Raw genomic sequence first — 19,455 nt, forward strand, 5'->3', positions numbered from 1 at the left:
GCGGCGCGTTTCAGTTCGTACGGCCATCGGGGTGGTCGTGCCGCTCTGCCCGGAGAGCCCCGGCGAGTTCTTCGGCGGCATCGCCCCACCGCGACACGGTGACGCGGTCCAGACCCTGCCAGCGCGCTGCCGCGAGCAGTTCGGCGGCGACGCGCTCGGCGGCATCCCGGGGAGCATCCTGCTCCCACCACGCGGACTGCACGCGCAGGGCGCTCGACGCGCGATCGGCCTTGAGGTCCACCCGGCCGACCACGTCGTCTCCGACGAGGACGGGCAGCGAGTAGTACCCGAACCGGCGTTGTGGGGCCGGTGTGTAGATCTCGATGCGGTAGTCGAAGTCGAACAGACGCTCGGCGCGGTTGCGGAACCACACCACCGGGTCGAACGGGGTGAGGATCGCCGTGGCATCCACTCTGCGGGGGCGCGCGGCGTCGCGGTGCAGCCACGCCTTGGCGGGGCGAGCGGCGATCGCCCAGCCGTCGACCTCGACGGGGATCAGCTCTCCGTCGTCGACGAGATCGCGGATCGCGGCCATCACCGCCGGACGATCGCGGATGCGCCAGTAATCGGCCAGGTCGGCGGCCGTCGCGACGCCGTAGGCCACAGCGGCGCGGCGCACCAGCTCGGCGATCGCCTGGGCACGGGGGACGGCGGTCTGTAGGGCCTCGGAGGGCAGGACGTCGGATGCCAGGGCGTAGCGGCGCTCGAAACCGCGCCGCCCCGCGATGGCCACCTCTCCGAACAGCCACAGGCGTTCCAGGCCGTTCTTGACGTCGTCCCAGCCCCACCACGACCCACGCGACCCGCTGCGCGCGTCGTGATCGATCTCTGCCGGGCGCAGCGGGCCGCGGTCGGCGAGCTCGCCGCGGAGCCACTGCAGAAGGGGCTGATTGGCCTCGGCCCAGGCATCGTGCCCGTACTTCGCCCGCAGATCGTCGCGGCGGAACTGCAGCAGCGGCCAGTCGTCGACCGACACCAGCGAGGCGACGTGCGCCCACGACTCCACCCACGACGGACGCCGGGCGAAGGCCAGCTTGTCGAGCAGGGCCGTGTCGTAGGCGCCGAGGCGCGCGAATAGCGGCATGTAGTGCGAGCGCGAGAAGACGTTGACGGAGTCGATCTGAAGGATGCGCATGCGGTGCAGAGCGCTGGTGATCTGCCGGGTGCCGACGGTGCCGGGCCGGGGGCGGGCGAAGCCCTGGGCGGCCAAGGCGATGCGGCGGGCGTCGGCGCGACGGAGCGTCGTGGTCATGTCTGTCACCGTATCGGCCACCTCCGACATGCTCGGCGGTGCATGTCGGAGGGCGGCGGTAGGCTGACGGGATGAGCGACACTGATCCCGAACCTCGCGGATCGTTCCTCGACGCCCTCAAGCGGCGCACGCTTTCAAGCGACCTGCAACCGCCGGTGCCTCCGGCGCTGCGGCAGGCCACGGCCTATGCCTGGCGCCTGCTCGTGATCGCGGCCGCCCTGGCCGTCGTGGTGTTCGTGGTCATCCAGCTGAAGCTGCTGGTCGTGCCGCTGCTCATCGCGATCCTCGTCACCGCGCTGGTGTGGCCGGCCTTCTCGTTCCTGCAGCGCCACCGGTGGCCGAAGTGGCTGGCCATCGTCGTTACGGTCCTCGGTACCATCGCCGTCATCTCGGGGTTGGTCTGGCTGGCCGTCTGGCAGATCACGCGAGAGTTCGGTTCGGTGCGTCAGCGCACCGTCGAAGCCATCTCGCAGTTCCGCCAGTACCTCATCGACGGTCCGCTCCACCTGAGCGCCCAGCAGATCGATGACGGGCTCCGACAGGCGGGCACCTTCCTGCAGCAGCAGGCGGAGGTGCTCTGGACCGGCGCTCTGGCGATCGGCACCACGATCGGTCACGTCGGAACCGGCGTGCTCCTGACGCTGTTCATCCTCCTCTGCCTGCTCGCCGACGGCGCCGGCATCTGGCGCTGGACGACCCGGTTGTTCCCGCGCGTCGCGCGTCCCGCCGTCGACGGAGCCGGTCGCGCGGGGTGGCGCACCGTGAAGAGCTACGCGCGCACGCAGCTGCTCGTCGCCACGATCGACGCGATCGGTATCGGCCTGGGTGCCTTCCTGCTGGGTGTGCCGCTGTCGATCCCCATCGCCGTCCTTGTGTTCCTCGGCGCGTTCATCCCCTTCGTCGGCGCCGTCGCCACGGGAGCCCTCGCCGTCTTCATCGCGCTGGTCTACAACGGTCCGCTCATCGCCCTGTTCATGCTCATCGTCGTGTTGGCCGTGCAGCAGATCGAGAGCCACATCCTGCAGCCGATCCTCATGGGCTCCGCAGTGAAGGTGCACCCCCTCGCGGTCGTGCTCGTGGTGGCGGGCGGCGCGATGGTCGGCGGCATCGCCGGAGCGCTCTTCGCGGTGCCGCTCGCCGCATTCGTGAACGTCGTCGCCGTCTATCTGAGCACCAAGGCGTGGAAGCGCGACGGTGAGGTTTTGGCATCCCCGGATCTGATCTGGCGGACCGTCCCGCGCGAGCGCGGAAGGAGATCATGAACGACACTCCCACCCTGGCCGAGTTCGAAGATGCCGCGCAGAACCTGCGCGGCATCATCACGCGAACCCCGCTCGATGAGTCGCTGCACCTGACCGAGCTCCTCGGCGTGCCGGTGAGCCTCAAGCTCGAGAACCTCCAGCGCACCGGTTCGTTCAAGATCCGCGGCGCGACCTACCGCCTCTCGCGTCTCACGGCCGAGGAGCGCGCGCGCGGCGTCGTCGCGGCATCCGCGGGCAATCACGCTCAGGGCGTGGCCCTGGCCGCGCAGCAGCTCGGCATCGCGGCGACGATCTTCATGCCGTTGGGCGTGCCCGTGCCCAAGCTCCTTGCCACGCGAGGGTATGGCGCCGAGGTGATCCTCGAGGGCGCGACCGTCGAGACGCCGCTCCGCCTTGCCGCTGAGTTCGCCGAGCGCACGGGAGCCGTGCTGATCCACCCCTTCGACCACCGCGACATCGTCGTGGGTCAAGGGACGCTGGGCCTCGAGCTGGTCGAGGACATGCCCGACCTCGAGACGGTCATCGTCGGGATCGGCGGGGGAGGGCTCGCCGCGGGCGTCGCCGCCGCGGTGAAGGCCCGGGCGGCCGCCGAGGGGCGCGAGGTCCGCATCATCGGCGTGCAGGCGCACAACTCCGCCGCCTACCCCTCGTCGCTCGCCGCGGGATACCCCATGCAGGTCGAGACGACGCCGACGATCGCCGACGGCATCGCCGTCGCCCGCCCCGGTGACCTGCCCTTCGAACTGATCCGCCAGTACGTCGACGAGGTCGTCACCGTGACCGAGGACGACATCGCGCGAGCGCTCCTCGTCCTCCTCGAGCGCGCCAAGCAGGTCGTCGAACCGGCGGGGGCCGTGGGTGTCGCCGCGATCCTGGCGGGCAAGGTGAAAGCGACCGGCCCGACCGTCACGATCCTCTCGGGGGGCAACATCGACCCCCTCCTGCTGCAACGGGTCGTGGCGCATGGGCTCTCGGCATCCGGTCGCTACATGTCCCTGCGCATTCCGCTGCCCGACCGCCCGGGCCAGCTCGCTCGGGTGTCCGAGCTGCTCGCCGGCGTGGGCGCCAACGTGATCGAGGTGCTGCATACGCGCCACGGTCAGGGACTGCAGATCAGCGAGGTGATCCTGCAGCTGAGCGTCGAGACGCGCGGTGAGGAACACCGCGCTCTGGTCATCCAGACGCTCGAGGACGCCGGGTTCGTCGCGACCGTCGTCCCGAACTGACGCCGCCTGGTCGTACCGGGGCGCACCGCGTGCACCGGGCTGGTCGGCGTGCCCCCCCCCCCCCCCCCCCGTGCGCGGCGGGCGCCCCGTGCACGGCGGGCGTCCCGTTCCCAGCCGACCCGTCCCTGGGTGCGTCCCTCCGCGCAGGCACGCACCGGGGCGTCCCGCGTGCACCGGGGCGGTCGGCGTGCGCCCCCGTGCACCGAGGGCGCCCCGATACGCGGGGGAACGGGCCGCGCGGGCACTGCGACACGGTCAGCGCGTGACGCGGCGCGATCCCTGGGTCGTACCGCTGAGAAACGCCGCGAGCCGCCCACCCGATGACGGGGGAGCGGCTCGCGGGCGACAGGCGGGTTACTGGCCCGAGTACGTCTCGACCTTGACGACCTCGACCGAGATCTCTTTGCCGTTGGGCGCGGTGTACGAGCCCTTGTCGCCCTCTTTGAGGCCCATGATGGCCGCGCCGAGGGGCGAGGCCTCGCTGTAGACGTCGAGCTCGGAGTTGGCCGCGATCTCGCGGTTGCCGAGGAGGAACTTCTCCTCGCCGCCCGCGACGATCGCGGTCACGACGGTGCCCGACTCGACGACGCCGTGGCTCTCGGGCGCTTCGCCGACCTTGGCGTCCTTGAGCAGCTGCTGCAGGGTACGGATGCGGGCCTCCTGCTTGCCCTGCTCGTCCTTGGCTGCGTGGTAGCCGCCGTTCTCTTTGAGGTCTCCCTCTTCGCGGGCGGCCTCGATGCGCTTGGCGATCTCTTCCCGGCCCGTCGTCGAGAGGTGCTCGAGTTCGTTGTGAAGGCGGTCGTAGGCGTCTTGCGTGAGGAACGTCACCTGAGCGTCGTTGGACACGGGTACTCCTTCGTCGAGGCGCTGACGGCACGCGTGCGGCCGCCGGCGGGGGATATGTCGAACGCCCCGGCATCGAGCCGGGGCGCGTCGTGATTCCGCGAGTTTACGGCACCCAGCAGGCGTTGACAAAACCCGTGGTCGCCAGCGAGAGCGTCGGAATCGTCTCGGAGAAGGCGCGGGATGCGTCGTCGGATGCCGGGTACTGCACGACCCTCCAGCCCACGGTGCCGTGGTCTTCGTCGCGTGCCTCGAGGGCGCAGGCGACCGGCTTGCCGACGGGGGCGGTGATCTGGAAACTCGCCGTGACGGACTTGTCGTCGGTGACGGTGAAGCCGGTGTCGGTGGCCGTGACCGAGGCGGCACTGCTGGCGAACGTCGTGTAGCCGAGATACCCGATGGCTCCGAGCGCGAGCACCGCGACGATCGACCAGCCGACGATGCGCCGTCGGGGCGACCGCGTGCGCCCGTAACGGTCGTCGAGCAGGGCTTGCGTCGTCATGGTCTCCCCGGGCTTTAGGCTGGAGTACCAGGCTACGCGCTTCCGCCCGGACCGAAGGACTCCATGCACTCCGTGATCGTCGCTCTCGCGACCACACCCTCCCCGGTCGTCACCCCCGACGAGTCGATCGTGACGCCCGGGCCGCTCGGCTTCGCCGCGATCGCCTTCATCGGCGTCGCGGTCTTCCTGCTCGTGTGGGACATGCTGCGTCGCATCCGCCGTGGTCGGTACCGCGAAGAAGTGAATGCGGAGCTGGATGCCGAGGAGCAGGCGCGCGCCGCCCAGGCCGCGAGCGAGACCGACGACGAAGACATCGACCCGGCGGCTCCCCGCCGCTGAGCGGACGCCGGAGACCTCGGCGCCGCTTGCGTCGTGTGAGTCGCCAATTTTTGTCGCCTTAGACCCTACGGAAGCGACAGATCGTGGCGACTCACGCGAGAGCTTCGGCGGGATCAGCCGCCGTGATACGCGGGGGCGAGCGAGATCAGCAGGCACGCCGTCCAGTGGCAGAGGAACGCCAGGACGGTGCACACGTGGAAGATCTCGTGGAACCCGAAGTGCCCCGGCCACGGGTTGGGCTTCTTGAGCGCGTAGACGATCGCGCCGGCCGTGTAGAGCAGTCCGCCGACGACGACCAGCACCATCATCGCGACGTTCGCCGCGAGCAGGTCGCCCAGGTACATCACGGCGGCCCAGCCGAGCGCGAGGTACAGCGCGACGTAGAGCCAGCGCGGAGCGTTGATCCAGAAGACCCGGAACAGGATGCCGAGGATCGCCCCACCCCACACGATCGACAGCAGCAGCGTGGTCTTGGGGGTCGGCAGGGCCAGGACGGCCAGGGGCGTGTACGTGCCGGCGATCAGCAGGAAGATGTTGGCGTGGTCGATGCGCTTGAGCACGGCCAGCGTCTTCGGCTTCCAGCGGAAGCGGTGGTAGAGCGCGGAGTTGCCGAACAGCAGCATCGACGTCGCCATGAACACCGCCGCCGCCCACTTGGCGGGCGTGCCCTGGGCGAGGGCGATCAGGACGATGCCGGCGACGATCGCGACGGGGAACGTGCCCGCGTGGATCCAGCCGCGCCAGGTGGGCTTGAGATCGGCCTGCGCGCCCAGAGCGCCCGCCTCCAAGAGGGGGAGCTGGGGCATGTCGGGGCCGTCTGCGGGGGTTGAGCTCGTCACGCTTCGACCCTACGTCGGCACCCATGCTCCGGGTGGTACATGGGCGATCCGCTCACCGTTCCCCCAGGAAGCCTCACCCGTTTCAGACCCGTGACGCCGCCCGTGACGCGGTAGCGTAGGCGGGTGGCGCGTATGCGGAAGAACGAGGGGCGGGGCCCCCTCTACCGTCTCTACATCTCGCGCCTTCGCCGTCGCATGCCGGCCACCGTGCCGCACCACGTCGCGATGATGATCGACGGCAACCGTCGGTGGGCGCGGCAGCTCGGCTACGACAGCGCCGCGCACGGTCACCGCGCGGGGGCGGCCAAGATGCACGAGTTCCTCCGCTGGTGCGACGACCTCGGCATCGAGGTGGTGTCGCTGTACCTGCTCTCGAACGACAACCTCGTCAAGCGCGACAGCCAGGAGCTGCAGGACCTGCTCGAGATCATCGCCGAGCTGGCCGCGGAGCTCTCGCACGAGCCGAACTGGCGGGTCAAGCACGTGGGCCGCGCCGAGGGCCTGCCGACGGAGCTCGCCGAGGTGCTGCACGAGGTCACCGAGCGCACGCGGGGGCACAAGGGTCTGCACGTCAATCTCGCCGTCGGGTACGGCGGGCGGAGCGAGATCGTGGATGCCGTGCGCTCGATCATCGCCAAGCACGATCAGTCGGGTGGGTCCCTCGAAGAGCTCGCCGCGAGTCTCACCCCGGAGCAGATCGGCGAGCACCTGTACACGGGCGGCCAGGCCGATCCCGACCTCGTCATCCGCACCTCGGGCGAGCAGCGGCTCAGCGACTTCCTGCTCTGGCAGTCCGCGCACTCGGAGTTCTACTTCGTCGAGGCCCTCGGTCCCGACCTGCGCGAGGTGGACTTCCTCCGCGCGATCCGCGACTTCGCGGCGCGCGACCGACGCTTCGGGCAGTAGCACCCGCCCCGCGCGGCGGCGCCGGCGCACGGCATCCGGTGAACTACTTCGCGGTCGCGAGCCGCGCGAACGCGGTGTTCACGAACTCGTCATATTCGCAGCGTGTTAACGACCCACGAGGGTGTCGCCAAGTCGTACGGTGATCACATCGGACACGGAGTCCGGTCGAGTCGACCTTCGGATCGCGACTCGTGACCCACAGGTCGACTCGTGACAACCGGGTGATTCACCCGGGTCGGGAGTGGGTTGTGACTGCACGAGCACCGTACGACCAGCGTCACGTCGTCGAGAGCACCGAGTCCGAAGCGGGAGTCGACCAGGCTCTTCGCACGTACGTCCTGGACACCTCCGTCCTGCTGAGTGATCCGCGAGCGTTCTTCCGCTTCGCCGAGAACTCCGTCGTGATCCCCGTCGTGGTGATCACCGAGCTGGAAGGGAAGCGTCACGACCCCGAGATCGGGTACTTCGCCCGCCAGGCCCTGCGTCACCTCGACGAGCTCCGCATCGAGCACGGCCGCCTGGACTTCCCCGTCCCGGTCGGGACCGACGGCACGCTCCGCGTCGAGCTGAACAACACCGACCAGCAGGTGCTGCCCTCGGGGATGCGCACCGGCGGCAACGACAGCCGCATCCTGGCCGTCGCGATGAACCTCGCGCAGGACGGCGCCGAGGTCACCGTGGTGTCGAAGGACCTCCCGATGCGCGTGAAGGCGGCATCCCTCGGTCTGAGCACCGAGGAGTACCTCGCCGAGCAGGCGATGGACTCCGGGTGGACCGGGATCGCCTCGATCGACCTCTCGGGCGATGAGATCTCCGACCTCTACGAGACCGAAGTGGGCGTCAGCGAAACGGTGAAGGGGCTGCCGATCAACACCGGCCTCGTCATCCACTCCGAGCGCGGATCGGCGCTCGGCCGGGTGACCGGCAAGGGGGAGTATCGCCTGGTGCGCGGTGACCGCGACGCGTTCGGCCTCCACGGGCGCTCGGCCGAGCAGCGCATCGCGCTCGACCTGCTCCTCGACCCCGAGGTGGGGATCGTCTCGCTCGGCGGCAGGGCCGGCACCGGGAAGTCGGCGCTCGCGTTGTGCGCGGCGCTGGAGGCCGTGCTCGAACGTCAGCAGCAGAAGAAGATCATCGTCTTCCGCCCCCTCTTCGCCGTCGGCGGTCAGGAGCTGGGCTACCTCCCCGGCGACCAGGCCGAGAAGATGGGCCCCTGGGGGCAGGCGGTCTTCGACACGCTGGGTTCGGTCGTCTCGGGCAACGTGCTCGAAGAGGTGCTCGCTCGGGGTCTGCTCGAGGTGCTCCCGCTCACGCACATCCGCGGCCGGTCACTGCACGACGCGTTCGTGATCGTCGACGAGGCGCAGTCGCTCGAGCGCAACGTGCTGCTCACCGTGCTGAGCCGCATCGGCCAGAATTCCCGCGTGGTGCTGACGCACGACGTGGGCCAGCGCGACAACCTGCGCGTCGGTCGGCACGACGGCGTCGCCTCGGTGATCGAGACGCTCAAGGGCCACGGTCTGTTCGGTCACGTCACCCTCACGCGGTCCGAGCGTTCGGCCATCGCCGCGCTCGTGACGGAGCTGCTGGAGGCCGGCGAGCTCTCGTAACGGTGAGAAGAGAGGGGCCGAGATGCCGTGGCATCCCGGCCCCTCTCTGTCTGTACCGGAGTGGCTGAGGCGTACCTCGACCGGGCTGGACCGCGCGGGGCGAGGCCGCGACGGAAGATGAGAGGGTTCTCATTCGGGGCTCGCCGGGTTCTCACAATGGCCCGTCAGAGTAGAGCCATCGACGAGGGAGACCTCGTCACCCGCCTCGGCGGTTCCCCCAGGAAAAACACGAGAACGTCACGTGCAGGTCACCGCTCTTCGGGTGAGTCGGAAGACCACCGTGGGCGTCTCCCCAAACCCCCGGTTCCCCCGCCGGGGGTTTTCGGGTTTTCTACGTCATTCCCAGCGATAGCCCGCGCCGCGCACGGTGACGATATGGGATTGGCCGATCTTGGCCCGCAGATATCGCACGTAGACATCGACCACGTTGGACGACGGGTCGAAGTCCATCCCCCAGACGCGGCTGAGCAGCTGCTCGCGGCTGAGGACCTGACCCGCGTGGCGGATGAACTCCTCGGCCAGCGAGAACTCGCGCGCGCTCAGGTCGATCTCGCGACTGCCGACCGTCGCCCGCCGCGCGAGGACATCGAGCGAGACGTCTCCGTGCGCGACCGTCATCGGTCCCACGGTCATCGGTTCGCGCATGCGCGACCGTACGCGGGCGAGGAGCTCGTCGAACTTGAAGGGTTTGGCGACGTAGTCGTTGGCCCCGGCGTCGAGCCCGTCGACGGTGTCCCTCGTGCTCGTGCGGGCGGTGAGCATGATGACCGGGATCTGCGACCCCTGGCCGCGAATGCTCCGCAGCACCTCGAAGCCGTCGAGCGTGGGCAGCCCGACGTCGAGGAGGACGAGGTCGACGTCGCCCGACAGTGCGGTGTCGAGGGCCTCCGCCCCGTCGGCGACGATGAGGGTCTGATAGCCCGCGGACTCCAGTCCCTTCGCGACGAACGCCGAGATGCGTTCCTCGTCTTCCGCGATAAGGATGCGAGTCATCCGGTGGCCTCTCTCTGCATGACGACGTCACCGGCGCGCACGGGCGTTGGGAGCTCCGCGGGGGACTGGGCCCCGGTCACGGGGATGTGCAGGGCCACGGTCGCGCCACCGCCGGGAGTGTCGCCGACGGTGCAGTGTCCGTCGTGCGCCTTGGCGATGGCATCCACGATCGACAGCCCCAGCCCCGATCCGTCCACTCCGCGCCCGGTCGAGAGCCGGTCGAAGCGGCGGAAGACGCGATGACGTGCGGCGGGCGGGATGCCGGGGCCGTGGTCGCGCACCCAGAGGTGCGCCGTCGTGTCGTCGGCCGTGCTGCCGATCTCGATCGAGGTGCCCTCGGGGGTGTATTTCGCGGCGTTGTCGGCCAGCTGCAGCCATGCCTGGACGAGGCGGTCCGCGTCGCCGTGGATGCGGACGCGAGCCCGCTGGTCGATCGTCCACGTGTGGCCGGGGATGGCGCCGGCGAGTTCGGCGACGCGGTCGGTGAGCGCCCCGACGTCGATGACCGCGGCCTCGAGCGCACCGCTCTCGACGTCGGCCAGGGTGTCGATGTCGTCGACCAGTCGCGAGAGCCGGTCGAGTTCGGCGATGCCGAGCTCACGCGTCTCGGTGACGTCGTGGGGGTCGGCGGGATTCATCATCTCGAGGTGGCCGCGGACGATCGTGATGGGGGTCTTCAGCTCGTGCCGGACGTCGTCGAGCAACTGCCGCTGCGCGTCGACCGACATCGCCAGGCGATCGAGCATCGAGTTCACCGAGGTGGTGAGGTCGGAGATCTCGTCGTTCCCGTGCGCGCGCAGGCGCGTGCCCAGGTCGTCGATCGTGATGGCGTCGGTGGTGTCGCGCAGACGCCGGAGCGGCGAGAACAGGCGTCCCGTCACGAACCAGCCGGCGACCCCGACGAGCAGCAGCACCACGAGCGCCGAGATCCCATAGGTGACGGTCGAGAGCGTGACGAGCTCCATGCGCTGATCGATCGAGATGACCTGCACGACGACTCCGCCTCGCGTCTCGACGGCCGCGTACAGGACGGGGCCGTGATCGCTGTCGAGGCGGCCCCGGTCGTTGCCGAGGCTGATCTGATCGGCGAGGGATGCCACGAGCCCCGCGTCGTCGCCGACGGAAAAACCCGGCGGGGCCGGCGTCGTCGCGAGCACGCGGGTGCCGTCGAGCGCCACCGTGCCATCGGTGCGGCCGGGGATGGTCGCGGCGACGAGGGCGGCGGCATCCTGGCTGCTCGTCGACAGCGTCGAGACGAAACCGTCGAGCTGGCGCTCGGCATTGGCCACGACACGCTCGCTCTGCACGAGGAACGTGACGCCGCCCGCGATGATCATGCCGAGCAGCACGACGCCGAGGATCGCGCCGAGGAAACGCACGCGCGTCGAGACGGGTCTCGGCGTGCGGCTCATCCTCTGATTATGGCGCGCCTCGGCGTCGTGGATGTACGGGTGCGGTCGATCAGCCCGGGTGGGTCATCGACAGCAGGTCGAGCTTGGCGTCGAGCACCTCTTCGGTGATCTCTCCGCGCTCGACGTAGCCGAGGTCGATGACCGCCTCGCGCACCGTGATGCCCTTGGCGACGGAGTGCTTCGCGATCTTGGCCGCGGCCTCGTAACCGATGACCTTGTTGAGCGGCGTGACGATCGAGGGCGACATGCCGGCGAACGCCTCGGCGCGCGCGACGTTGGCCTCGAGGCCGTCGATGGTCTTGTCGGCCAGCACGCGCATCGCGTTGGAGAGCAGGCGGATCGACTCCAGCAGAGCGGTGCCCATCACGGGGATCGCGACGTTGAGCTCGAACGAGCCCGAGGCGCCCGCCCAGGCGACGGTGGCGTCGTTGCCGATCACGCGGGCGCACACCATGAGCGTGGCCTCGGGGACGACCGGGTTGACCTTGCCGGGCATGATCGAGGAGCCGGGCTGCAGGTCGGGGATGTGCAGCTCGCCGAGGCCGGTGTTGGGGCCCGATCCCATCCAGCGGATGTCGTTGTTGATCTTGGTGAGCGAGACCGCGATGGTGCGGAGGGCTCCGGATGCCTCGACGAGGCCGTCGCGGTTGGCCTGCGCCTCGAAGTGGTCCTTCGCCTCGGTGATGGGCAGCTGGGTCTCGGCCGCGAGCAGCTCGATGACCTTCTGCGGGAAGCCGAGGGGGGTGTTGATGCCGGTGCCGACGGCCGTGCCGCCGAGGGGCACCTCGCCGACGCGGGGGAGGACGGCCTCGACGCGCTCGATGCCGAGGCGCATCTGGCGCGCGTAGCCGCCGAATTCCTGACCGAGGGTGACGGGCGTGGCGTCCATGAGGTGGGTGCGGCCCGACTTCACGATGCCCTTCCAGGCGTCGGCCTTGGTCTCGAGCGCCGTCGCGAGGTGCTGGAGCGCCGGGATGAGGTCGGTGATGAGGGCCTGGGTGACCGCGATGTGCACCGAGGTGGGGAAGACGTCGTTCGAGGACTGCGAGGCGTTGACGTGGTCGTTGGGGTGAACCGTGTCGCCGAGGATGCGGGTCGCGAGTGTCGCGAGCACCTCGTTCATGTTCATGTTCGAGGAGGTGCCGCTGCCGGTCTGGTAGGTGTCGACCGGGAAGTGCGCATCGTGCGCGCCCGTGACGACCTCGTCGGCGGCCTGGGCGATGGCATCCGCGATGCCCCCGTCGAGGGTGCCGAGCTCTTTGTTGGCGAGGGCGGCGGCCTTCTTGATGCGCGCGAGCGCCGCGATCTGCGACGACTCGAGGCCCGAGCCCGAGATGGGGAAGTTCTCGACGGCGCGCTGCGTCTGCGCGGCGTAGAGGGCGTCCTTGGGGACCCGCACCTCACCCATGGTGTCGTGTTCGATGCGGTACTCGATGTCGGTCACGTCGTCGTTCCTCCAGGTCGTTCGTTCGGTTGTCAGATGCGGGCGTCTTCGACGCGGGGGTCGTCGACGCGCGGGTCGTCGACATCGCCCACGATGACGACGGGGAAGGCCTCGCCCTCGTCGAGGCGGTAGTTCGCGCCGACCACGGCGACGCGGCCCTCGGCCACGGCCTCGCTGATCAGCTCGGAGGCGCGCAGCAGTTCGCCCACGGTGTGGCGGAGGTGTTCGCGGCCCACGAGCTCGGGGTCGACGACGTCGGGCAGGTGGCCGTCCACGGCCGAGGCGCGCTGAACGCGGCGGACGGCGGGCACGATCGGGGCGATTTGGCGCCAGATGTACGCGGGGAGGGTCGGGGCGTCGACGCCCGTGCTCTCGATCGCGGCGCCGACCGCCCCGCAGGCGTCGTGCGCGAGCACCACGATGAGGGGGACCTCCAGCACGCCCACGGCGTACTCGAGGCTGCCGATGACCGAGTCCGAGATGACCTGGCCGGCGTTGCGGACGACGAACAGATCGCCGAGGCCCTCGTCGAAGATGATCTCGGCGGCGAGGCGCGAGTCGGAGCATCCGAAGAGCGCCGCCGTCGGGTGCTGCGAGCTCGCGAGCTCGGTGCGACGCTCCACGTCTTGACGCGGGTGCGCGGGTGCGCCGGAGACGAAACGCTCGTTGCCCTCCACCATCTGCTGCCAGACCTGACGGGGGCTCATGCGCTCGCTCACGGGACCTCTCTCAACTGCTCGATCTGCGATGTGACGGAGGCGGCCGCGAGGGCCGCGGTTTCGGGGGCGGCATCGCCGTAGACGAGCACGTAGTCGGGCCCGGCCGGGGTGGCGAGGGCGTAGTCGACATTGCCCGTACCCGAGGGGTTCGAGGGGCGGTAGACGTTCCACGTGATGCCGTCGATCTCGGTCGTCTCGGTACTGCGCGTGCCGTCGAGGACCTGACCGACCCAGGCCTCGTCGGCGTCGAGACCCTGAGCGACGCGGAGGAACCCGCTTTCGCCCGATCGCACGTAGACCATGGTCCACGCCTCGGTGCCGCCGACGCCCTCGGTGGTGGCCTGGTTGACGCGCCATCCCTCGCCGAGAGACGGCGAGAGCACCGGTCGACCGAGATCGCGCTGCATGTCGGCCGCGAGCGCGGGCACGTCGAGCTCGGGGCGGGGCGCGGGCTCGCCGCGGGGGACGGCCGCCACGACGACCAGGACGACCGCGACCGTCACGAGCAGGGCCGCGATGAGGTTGCGGAACGTCTTGCTCGAGCGGTACCGACGCGAGGACTCGGCCTTGCGGTCGGCGGTTTCTTGCGGGGTCTCGGGTCGGCCGAGATGCGCGACGACGCGAGCCATCAGTCGTCTCCCTCGCCGCGGGCGGCGTCGAGGCGGCGCTTGGCCCCGAGCAGCCACTCCTCGCAGCGGGCGTAGAGCTTCTCGCCGCGCTCCCAGAGCGCGAGGGATTCTTCGAGGGTCGGGGCGCCCTGCTCGAGTTCGGCGACCACGCGCACGAGTTCGTCGCGGGCCTGTTCGAACGACAGGGTGGCGACGTCGACGGCGGGGCCGGGGGTCGTCGCGGTCATGGCATCCATTCTAGGCGCGCCCCACCGACACCCCGTCGCCGGGTGCCTCGTCGTCGAGCGGACGATCGACGGATGCCGCGGAGCCGGCCAGGTCGGCCGAGGAAGCGCCGTGTGCGACGGCATCGGGCACGGCGCCGTCCGAACGGGCGGCCACGGTTCCCTGCTCGACCGTGAGCCGCAGGGCGGTTCCGGCCGGCGCGTGGGCGGCGTCGCGCAGCACCGAGCCGTCGGGGAGCTGGGCGATGGCGTACCCGCGGGCGAGAGTGGCGAGCGGCGAGAGGGCGCGGAGCCCCGCCCCGAGCTCGCTGGTGCGCCGACGCTCTCCTTCTATGCGGCGATCGACGATGTCGCGCCCCCGGTTCGAGAGCATCCACAGCTCCTGCGCGCGGGAGGTGAGCAGGGAGTGCGGGTTCCGCAGAGCGGGACGCGAGCGGATCTGTTCGAGCTGCGCGATGTCGTGGAGGACGCGCTGGGTGAGACGTCCGGTCAGCCGGGCGCGCAACTGCGAGACGAGGGCCCGCTGCTCACTGACGTCGGGGACCACGCGCTTGGCGGCGTCGGTGGGCGTCGAAGCGCGCACGTCGGCGACCTCGTCCAGGAGCGGCCGGTCGTTCTCGTGCCCGATCGCGCTGACGATCGGAGTGGACGCCGCGGCCACCGCACGCAGCAGGCGCTCGTCGCTGAAGCCGAGGAGCGTCTGCGGATCCCCGCCGCCGCGTGCGATCACGATCACGTCGACCTCGGGGTCGGCGTCGAGGATCCTCAGGGCCGCGAGCGTTTCGGGAACGCACCGGTCGCCCTGCACGGCGGCGTGCTGCGTACGGAAACGGACGCGGGGCCAGCGCAGTTCGGCGTTGCGGTGCACGTCCTTCTCGGCATCCGAGTTCTCGCCCGTGATGAGACCGATGCAGTGGGGGAGGAAGGGCAGCTTCTTCTTGCGGACGGGGTCGAACAACCCCTCCGAACGCAGCTGCACGCGCAGGCGCTCGAGGCGCTCGAGCTGTTCGCCCAAGCCCACGTGTCGCATCAACGAGATCGCGAACGAGAAGTCTCCGGTGCGCGGGAAGTAGTCGGCCTTCACGCACGCGACGACGTGGTCGCCGACCTTGAGGTCTTTGGGCAACCGGTTGAGCGTGCTCGACCAGATGCGGAAGGCCACCGTCGACTCGGTGCCGAGGTCCTTCAGCCGCCCGAAGACGTTGCCGCCGCGGCGGTTGAACGAGGTGATCTCACCCTCGACCCAGACCGACCCCCAGCGCTCGATGAAACCCCGGATCGTGTCGTTCAGTCGTGACACCGAGGTGGGGGCATCGGTGGAGGAGTCGCGGGGGTGCACGCTGTCGGCGGGCGGGGCGTGACCTGCGACGGTCTCGGGCTGGAAAGAGGTCATGTCACTCGCTGGGATGCACGCCGTCGGCGGGGGCCGCGAGAGCCGGACGTCTCTCGGGAGGAAAGGTCCCATGTTATCCGGCCGGGTCGCGCCGGGGAGGTTCGGCCGTCGTCCAGGGGCGCCCCCGTAGAATCGAGGGGTGAGCTCACCTGCCGTGCACCTGCCCGTTCCCCGCATCCCGGGTCGACGCGGGCGGCTTCAGGACGTCCCCGTCCAGGGCAAGAAGAAGGTGCTGCTCGCCGCACCCCGCGGCTACTGCGCCGGTGTCGACCGAGCGGTGATCGCCGTCGAGAAGGCCCTGGAGCGCTACGGCGCCCCCGTGTACGTGCGCAAGCAGATCGTGCACAACATCCACGTCGTGACCGAGCTCGAGAAGAAGGGCGCGATCTTCGTCGAAGAGGTCGACGAGGTCCCCGCCGGCTCCCACGTCGTCTTCAGCGCGCACGGTGTCTCGCCAGCCGTCGTGTCCGCGGCATCCGATCGGGGTCTGCAGGCCATCGACGCCACGTGCCCCCTCGTGACGAAGGTGCACCGCGAGGCCGTGCGCTTCGCCCGCGACGACTTCGAGATCCTGCTGATCGGCCACGAAGGCCACGAAGAGGTCGAGGGCACCGCCGGAGAGGCCCCCGAGCACGTCACCGTCGTGAACTCTCCTGACCACGCCGACACCATCGAGGTGCGCGACCCGTCGAAGGTCGTGTGGCTGTCGCAGACCACGCTGTCGGTCGACGAGACGATGGAGACCGTGCGGCGCCTGCGCGAGCGCTTCCCCGAGCTGCAGGATCCGCCCTCCGACGACATCTGCTATGCCACCCAGAATCGCCAGGTCGCGATCAAGAAGGTCGCCGTCGGCGCCGACCTCGTGATCGTCGTGGGTTCGGCGAACAGCTCCAACAGCGTGCGTCTGGTCGAGGTCGCCCTCGAGCACGGCGCGAAGGCCGCGTATCGCGTCGACTACGTCGACGAGGTGAAGCAGGAATGGCTCGAGGGCGTCGAGACCGTCGGCGTCACCAGCGGCGCCTCGGTGCCCGAGGTGCTCGTGACCGAGGTCCTCGAAGAGCTCGCCGGGGCCGGCTACCGCGACGTCGAAGAGGTGCGCACCGCCGAAGAGGACCTGATCTTCTCGCTCCCCAAGGAGCTGCGACAGGATGCCAGCGGCAAGCGCGACGAGCGCGCACTGGGCGGCCGGGGCCGCGCGTGAGCGACGTCGACCCGCGCACCCCGTCCGCGGCGGACGAGGCTCGTCCCCGCCCGCAGTACGGCGAGTACGCCACCCCCGAGGAGCAGCGGGCGCGCATCCGCCGTCCGGAGGTGACCGAGGCCCTCGAGGCGGGCGTGGCCCCGCAGCCGGAGCATGCCCCCGAACCCCGCTCCGCGGCGAAGCCCGGGCCCATGCCCGCCCCCACCACCCGCGGCGGCCAGGTCGACCGGATCGTGACGTTCGGTCTGTTGATCTACGGGCTGTTCTCCGTCGTCACCACGATCATCCAGCTGCTCAATTTCCCCGAGTACGCGAACAACTTCGCGCGCGTGTTCCAGGTCGACGCGACGTTCACCAACCTGACCGCCGGGTACCTCTGGGGTGCGGCGGCCGCGGCCGTCACCGGCATCGGGTGGCTTCTGACCGCCATGTTCACCTGGCGGTCCATGAAGCGCGGGCGTATCTCGTTCTGGATCCCGATCGTCGGCGCGCTGGTCTCGACCGTCATCGCGGCCGTCCTGTCGCTCATCGGCATGGCGAGTGACCCGCAGTTCCTGACGGCCGTCATGGGCACGGTCTCGAACTGAACCGAACCCCACGGCATCCCGTGTTCCTAGAAGGAGAGGGAGAGGGGATGCCGCTGTGCGAGACGACCACGCGCAACTGACCGCGCTGTACGACGCGCACGCGACCCCCGTCTGGCGTTACGTCGTGAGCCTCACCGGCGATCACGCGGGCGCCGACGACGTCGTGCAGGAGACGCTGCTGCGCGCGTGGCGTACGCCACGCGTCATGAGCGACGACCCGGCCTCCCTGCGCTCGTGGATGTACACCGTGGCCCGCAACATCGTCATCGACGAGGCGCGGAGCGCGCGGCGCCGGCACGAGCAGCCCGTCGACGAGCTCCCCGAGACCGTCCGCGACGACGACACCGACGCGATGTTCGACGCGCTTCTGGTCGAGGAGGCGCTCGCTACCCTCACACCCGATCACCGCGCCGTCATCGTCAGCGCCTACTACGGCGGACGCAGCGTCGCACAGACCGCGGACGAGCTCGGCATCCCGACGGGCACCGTCAAATCGCGACTGCATTACGCGGTGCGGGCGTTGCGGCTCGCGCTGCAGGAAAGGGGGGTGACCCGATGAACGACGATCACGAACGTCTGTCGATGTCGGACGGCGCCTACGTGCTCGGAGCGCTGTGCGCCTCCGACCGCGCCGAATTCGAAGCGCACCTGGCGGTGTGCGCCATCTGTCGCGCCTCCGTCGCAGAATTGGCTCCGACCGCGGGACTCCTCTCGCGACTGTCGCCCGAACGCGCCCGAGCGCTCAGCGCGACGACCGGCCCCATCCCGCTGGCCTCGCCCGATCCGTCTCTGCGCGGACGCGTGGTCGAGGTCGCGCGGCGTCGCCGGAAGCGGCGCATCACCGCGTGGACGCTCGCGGCATCCATCGCCCTGGTGACGGTCGCGGTGCCGAGCGTGTTCGCCGTGAACAGTGCGATGCAGCAGTCGGCGGGGACCGTCTACGCCCTCGACGATGTCGCCGGTGCACCCCTCGAGGCCTCGGTGAAGCTCACCTCCGCGCCGTGGGGGACCCGCATCGACCTCGTGTGCCAGTACACCGGTCAGGTGCTCGACGCCCCGCCCGGGGGCTGGCCCTACGCTCTCGCCATCACCGACGACTCGGGAACGACGAGCGTGCTCTCGACCTGGCGCGCCGACCCGGGCTCGACCACCGAACTGAGCGCGGGGACCGACCTCTCGGCCTCGAACATCGGCGCGGTCGAGATCCGCTCCCTCGACGGCGACACGGTCGTGATGCGGCGCGAGTTCGACTGACGGTCGCGTCCGCGCTCCGTCGCCGCACGCTCTAGCATCGACGCATGCCTCGACTCGTCGCCGTCTGCGTCGTCCACAGCCTGCGCCCGGATTCCGGGTCGATCGGGGTGACGGCGATCGACAAGCGTCCGCTCGAGGGAAAGGTCCGCGTCGGCAAGCTCGGCGTCCGCTCCGACGTGCAGGCGAGCCGCAAACACCACGGCGGGCCGGAAAAGGCCGTCTACGCCTACGCCCAGGACGACGCCGACTTCTGGGAGGGCGAGCTCGGTCGGGAGCTGCACCCGGGATGGTTCGGCGAGAACCTCCGCGTCGAGGGGCTCGACGTCAACGGGGCGCGGATCGGCGAGGTCTGGCGCATCGGCGACACCGTCGAGCTCGAGGTTACGATGCCCCGAACGCCCTGCGCGACGTTCGCCCGGTGGGTCGGTGGGTCGGCAGCGCGTGGCTGGGTCAAGCGCTTCTCGGACGAGGGGCGCCTCGGCGCCTACCTGCGTGTCCGTCGCGCCGGAGAGATCCGAGCGGGGGATGCCATCGAGGTGCTCTCGTCGCCCGACGGGGCGCCCACGGTGCTCGAGGTGTACCGCGGCTGAGGCGCGTCCGGCCCCGGTCGGCGCACCCCCGCGCGGCTGTGCGATCGCGCGGGGCGTCCTGCCGCGCCGGTGGCGCGAGACGGCAATTCGCTGACTCGTCCGTTGCAGGCTGACACCCGGTTGTCAGCGAGATGCCGTCTCGGCGTGCAGGAGGGGCGCGTGCGGGGGATTCCGGCACAGCTGCGGGGGCCGGAGGCACGGCATCCCGAAACGACGAACGCCCCGGCGTG

21 protein-coding genes are annotated in these 19,455 nt (G+C 70.2%); 10 read left to right on the forward strand and 11 right to left on the reverse strand.

Annotated elements, in window-relative coordinates:
• Positions 1 to 10: 10 nt before the first annotated feature.
• Positions 11 to 1,252 carry a winged helix-turn-helix domain-containing protein gene (locus QBE02_RS00100; RefSeq protein WP_279366629.1) on the reverse strand — a complete coding sequence of 414 codons (1,242 nt, stop codon included), beginning with the start codon at positions 1,250 to 1,252 and terminating at the stop codon, positions 11 to 13.
• Between the two features lie 71 nt (positions 1,253 to 1,323).
• On the opposite strand from QBE02_RS00100, the gene QBE02_RS00105 reads away from it, so the two are divergent.
• Both QBE02_RS00105 and ilvA read left to right on the forward strand, forming a co-directional pair.
• Positions 1,324 to 2,514: an AI-2E family transporter gene (locus tag QBE02_RS00105; protein ID WP_279366630.1), complete on the forward strand. Its 1,191-nt coding sequence runs from the start codon at positions 1,324 to 1,326 to the stop codon at positions 2,512 to 2,514.
• Positions 2,511 to 3,740 carry a threonine ammonia-lyase gene (ilvA, locus tag QBE02_RS00110; RefSeq protein WP_056229997.1) on the forward strand — a complete coding sequence of 410 codons (1,230 nt, stop codon included), beginning with the start codon at positions 2,511 to 2,513 and terminating at the stop codon, positions 3,738 to 3,740. Before QBE02_RS00105 ends, ilvA begins: the two co-directional genes overlap by 4 nt.
• A gap of 354 nt (positions 3,741 to 4,094) precedes the next feature.
• Here the strand turns inward: ilvA and greA are convergent, their stop codons facing one another.
• Together greA and QBE02_RS00120 are read right to left on the reverse strand one after the other, a co-directional pair.
• A complete protein-coding gene (greA, locus tag QBE02_RS00115) occupies positions 4,095 to 4,586 on the reverse strand; it encodes a transcription elongation factor GreA (protein WP_056230000.1) in 492 nt (163 codons plus the stop codon).
• Between the two features lie 103 nt (positions 4,587 to 4,689).
• Complete coding sequence (locus tag QBE02_RS00120) at positions 4,690 to 5,085, reverse strand: DUF4307 domain-containing protein (protein ID WP_056230004.1); 396 nt, start codon at positions 5,083 to 5,085, stop codon at positions 4,690 to 4,692.
• A gap of 63 nt (positions 5,086 to 5,148) precedes the next feature.
• Here QBE02_RS00120 and QBE02_RS00125 point away from each other — a divergent pair, with 63 nt between their 5' ends.
• Positions 5,149 to 5,424: a hypothetical protein gene (locus QBE02_RS00125; RefSeq protein ID WP_144785510.1), complete on the forward strand. Its 276-nt coding sequence runs from the start codon at positions 5,149 to 5,151 to the stop codon at positions 5,422 to 5,424.
• A 113-nt stretch (positions 5,425 to 5,537) separates the two neighbouring features.
• Here QBE02_RS00125 and trhA read toward each other — a convergent pair whose 3' ends face one another.
• A complete protein-coding gene (trhA, locus tag QBE02_RS00130; RefSeq protein WP_279367833.1) occupies positions 5,538 to 6,230 on the reverse strand; it encodes a PAQR family membrane homeostasis protein TrhA in 693 nt (230 codons plus the stop codon).
• 165 nt (positions 6,231 to 6,395) lie between these two features.
• Here trhA and QBE02_RS00135 point away from each other — a divergent pair, with 165 nt between their 5' ends.
• Entirely contained in the window at positions 6,396 to 7,169 is a 774-nt protein-coding gene (locus QBE02_RS00135; RefSeq protein WP_056230016.1) for an isoprenyl transferase, read from the forward strand.
• A gap of 248 nt (positions 7,170 to 7,417) precedes the next feature.
• Positions 7,418 to 8,779: a PhoH family protein gene (locus tag QBE02_RS00140; protein ID WP_056230019.1), complete on the forward strand. Its 1,362-nt coding sequence runs from the start codon at positions 7,418 to 7,420 to the stop codon at positions 8,777 to 8,779.
• Between the two features lie 336 nt (positions 8,780 to 9,115).
• Here QBE02_RS00140 and QBE02_RS00145 read toward each other — a convergent pair whose 3' ends face one another.
• From QBE02_RS00145 to xseA, 7 genes are read right to left on the reverse strand one after another with little or no spacing between them, the layout of a single operon-like run.
• Complete coding sequence (locus QBE02_RS00145; RefSeq protein WP_056230022.1) at positions 9,116 to 9,772, reverse strand: response regulator transcription factor; 657 nt, start codon at positions 9,770 to 9,772, stop codon at positions 9,116 to 9,118.
• On the reverse strand, positions 9,769 to 11,184 hold the full coding sequence (locus tag QBE02_RS00150) for a sensor histidine kinase (RefSeq protein ID WP_279366631.1): 1,416 nt from the start codon (positions 11,182 to 11,184) through the stop codon (positions 9,769 to 9,771). Before QBE02_RS00150 ends, QBE02_RS00145 begins: the two co-directional genes overlap by 4 nt.
• Before the next feature lie 49 nt (positions 11,185 to 11,233).
• Complete coding sequence (locus tag QBE02_RS00155; protein ID WP_279366632.1) at positions 11,234 to 12,628, reverse strand: class II fumarate hydratase; 1,395 nt, start codon at positions 12,626 to 12,628, stop codon at positions 11,234 to 11,236.
• A 32-nt stretch (positions 12,629 to 12,660) separates the two neighbouring features.
• Complete coding sequence (locus QBE02_RS00160) at positions 12,661 to 13,347, reverse strand: carbonic anhydrase (RefSeq protein WP_396652383.1); 687 nt, start codon at positions 13,345 to 13,347, stop codon at positions 12,661 to 12,663.
• Positions 13,344 to 13,976, reverse strand: coding sequence for a DUF4245 family protein (locus tag QBE02_RS00165; RefSeq protein WP_279366633.1), 633 nt, complete (start codon positions 13,974 to 13,976; stop codon positions 13,344 to 13,346). Before QBE02_RS00165 ends, QBE02_RS00160 begins: the two co-directional genes overlap by 4 nt.
• The gene (locus tag QBE02_RS00170; RefSeq protein ID WP_174799685.1) at positions 13,976 to 14,203 is read right to left on the reverse strand and encodes an exodeoxyribonuclease VII small subunit; all 228 of its coding nucleotides are present in this window, start codon (positions 14,201 to 14,203) and stop codon (positions 13,976 to 13,978) included. Before QBE02_RS00170 ends, QBE02_RS00165 begins: the two co-directional genes overlap by 1 nt.
• Before the next feature lie 10 nt (positions 14,204 to 14,213).
• The gene (gene xseA / locus QBE02_RS00175) at positions 14,214 to 15,593 is read right to left on the reverse strand and encodes an exodeoxyribonuclease VII large subunit (protein ID WP_279366635.1); all 1,380 of its coding nucleotides are present in this window, start codon (positions 15,591 to 15,593) and stop codon (positions 14,214 to 14,216) included.
• 139 nt (positions 15,594 to 15,732) lie between these two features.
• Here xseA and QBE02_RS00180 point away from each other — a divergent pair, with 139 nt between their 5' ends.
• The 5 genes from QBE02_RS00180 to QBE02_RS00200 are packed head-to-tail and all read left to right on the forward strand — an operon-like array spanning position 15,733 to position 19,225.
• The gene (locus QBE02_RS00180; RefSeq protein WP_176786405.1) at positions 15,733 to 16,794 is read left to right on the forward strand and encodes a 4-hydroxy-3-methylbut-2-enyl diphosphate reductase; all 1,062 of its coding nucleotides are present in this window, start codon (positions 15,733 to 15,735) and stop codon (positions 16,792 to 16,794) included.
• Positions 16,791 to 17,381 carry a DUF6264 family protein gene (locus QBE02_RS00185; RefSeq protein ID WP_279366636.1) on the forward strand — a complete coding sequence of 197 codons (591 nt, stop codon included), beginning with the start codon at positions 16,791 to 16,793 and terminating at the stop codon, positions 17,379 to 17,381. Before QBE02_RS00180 ends, QBE02_RS00185 begins: the two co-directional genes overlap by 4 nt.
• Before the next feature lie 55 nt (positions 17,382 to 17,436).
• Positions 17,437 to 17,940: a sigma-70 family RNA polymerase sigma factor gene (locus QBE02_RS00190; protein WP_056230049.1), complete on the forward strand. Its 504-nt coding sequence runs from the start codon at positions 17,437 to 17,439 to the stop codon at positions 17,938 to 17,940.
• Positions 17,937 to 18,635 (forward strand): anti-sigma factor family protein, encoded by a 699-nt coding sequence (locus QBE02_RS00195; protein WP_279366637.1) that lies wholly within the window; start codon positions 17,937 to 17,939, stop codon positions 18,633 to 18,635. Before QBE02_RS00190 ends, QBE02_RS00195 begins: the two co-directional genes overlap by 4 nt.
• 44 nt (positions 18,636 to 18,679) lie before the next feature.
• Positions 18,680 to 19,225, forward strand: coding sequence for an MOSC domain-containing protein (locus QBE02_RS00200; RefSeq protein WP_279366638.1), 546 nt, complete (start codon positions 18,680 to 18,682; stop codon positions 19,223 to 19,225).
• The last annotated feature ends 230 nt before the right edge of the window (positions 19,226 to 19,455 follow it).

The sequence above is a fragment of the Microbacterium testaceum genome (assembly GCF_029761935.1).
Classification (GTDB): Bacteria; Actinomycetota; Actinomycetes; order Actinomycetales; family Microbacteriaceae; genus Microbacterium; species Microbacterium testaceum_A.

What these genes read in the sequence shown, in the direction of transcription:
- QBE02_RS00100 (WP_279366629.1), bottom strand. Translation starts at nt 1,252, where the DNA reads ATGACCACGACGCTCCGTCGCGCCGACGCCCGCCGCATCGCCTTGGCC.
- QBE02_RS00105 (WP_279366630.1), top strand. Translation starts at nt 1,324, where the DNA reads ATGAGCGACACTGATCCCGAACCTCGCGGATCGTTCCTCGACGCCCTC.
- ilvA (WP_056229997.1), top strand. Translation starts at nt 2,511, where the DNA reads ATGAACGACACTCCCACCCTGGCCGAGTTCGAAGATGCCGCGCAGAAC.
- QBE02_RS00120 (WP_056230004.1), bottom strand. Translation starts at nt 5,085, where the DNA reads ATGACGACGCAAGCCCTGCTCGACGACCGTTACGGGCGCACGCGGTCG.
- QBE02_RS00125 (WP_144785510.1), top strand. Translation starts at nt 5,149, where the DNA reads ATGCACTCCGTGATCGTCGCTCTCGCGACCACACCCTCCCCGGTCGTC.
- trhA (WP_279367833.1), bottom strand. Translation starts at nt 6,230, where the DNA reads ATGCCCCAGCTCCCCCTCTTGGAGGCGGGCGCTCTGGGCGCGCAGGCC.
- QBE02_RS00135 (WP_056230016.1), top strand. Translation starts at nt 6,396, where the DNA reads ATGCGGAAGAACGAGGGGCGGGGCCCCCTCTACCGTCTCTACATCTCG.
- QBE02_RS00145 (WP_056230022.1), bottom strand. Translation starts at nt 9,772, where the DNA reads ATGACTCGCATCCTTATCGCGGAAGACGAGGAACGCATCTCGGCGTTC.
- QBE02_RS00150 (WP_279366631.1), bottom strand. Translation starts at nt 11,184, where the DNA reads ATGAGCCGCACGCCGAGACCCGTCTCGACGCGCGTGCGTTTCCTCGGC.
- QBE02_RS00165 (WP_279366633.1), bottom strand. Translation starts at nt 13,976, where the DNA reads ATGGCTCGCGTCGTCGCGCATCTCGGCCGACCCGAGACCCCGCAAGAA.
- QBE02_RS00170 (WP_174799685.1), bottom strand. Translation starts at nt 14,203, where the DNA reads ATGACCGCGACGACCCCCGGCCCCGCCGTCGACGTCGCCACCCTGTCG.
- xseA (WP_279366635.1), bottom strand. Translation starts at nt 15,593, where the DNA reads ATGACCTCTTTCCAGCCCGAGACCGTCGCAGGTCACGCCCCGCCCGCC.
- QBE02_RS00195 (WP_279366637.1), top strand. Translation starts at nt 17,937, where the DNA reads ATGAACGACGATCACGAACGTCTGTCGATGTCGGACGGCGCCTACGTG.
- QBE02_RS00200 (WP_279366638.1), top strand. Translation starts at nt 18,680, where the DNA reads ATGCCTCGACTCGTCGCCGTCTGCGTCGTCCACAGCCTGCGCCCGGAT.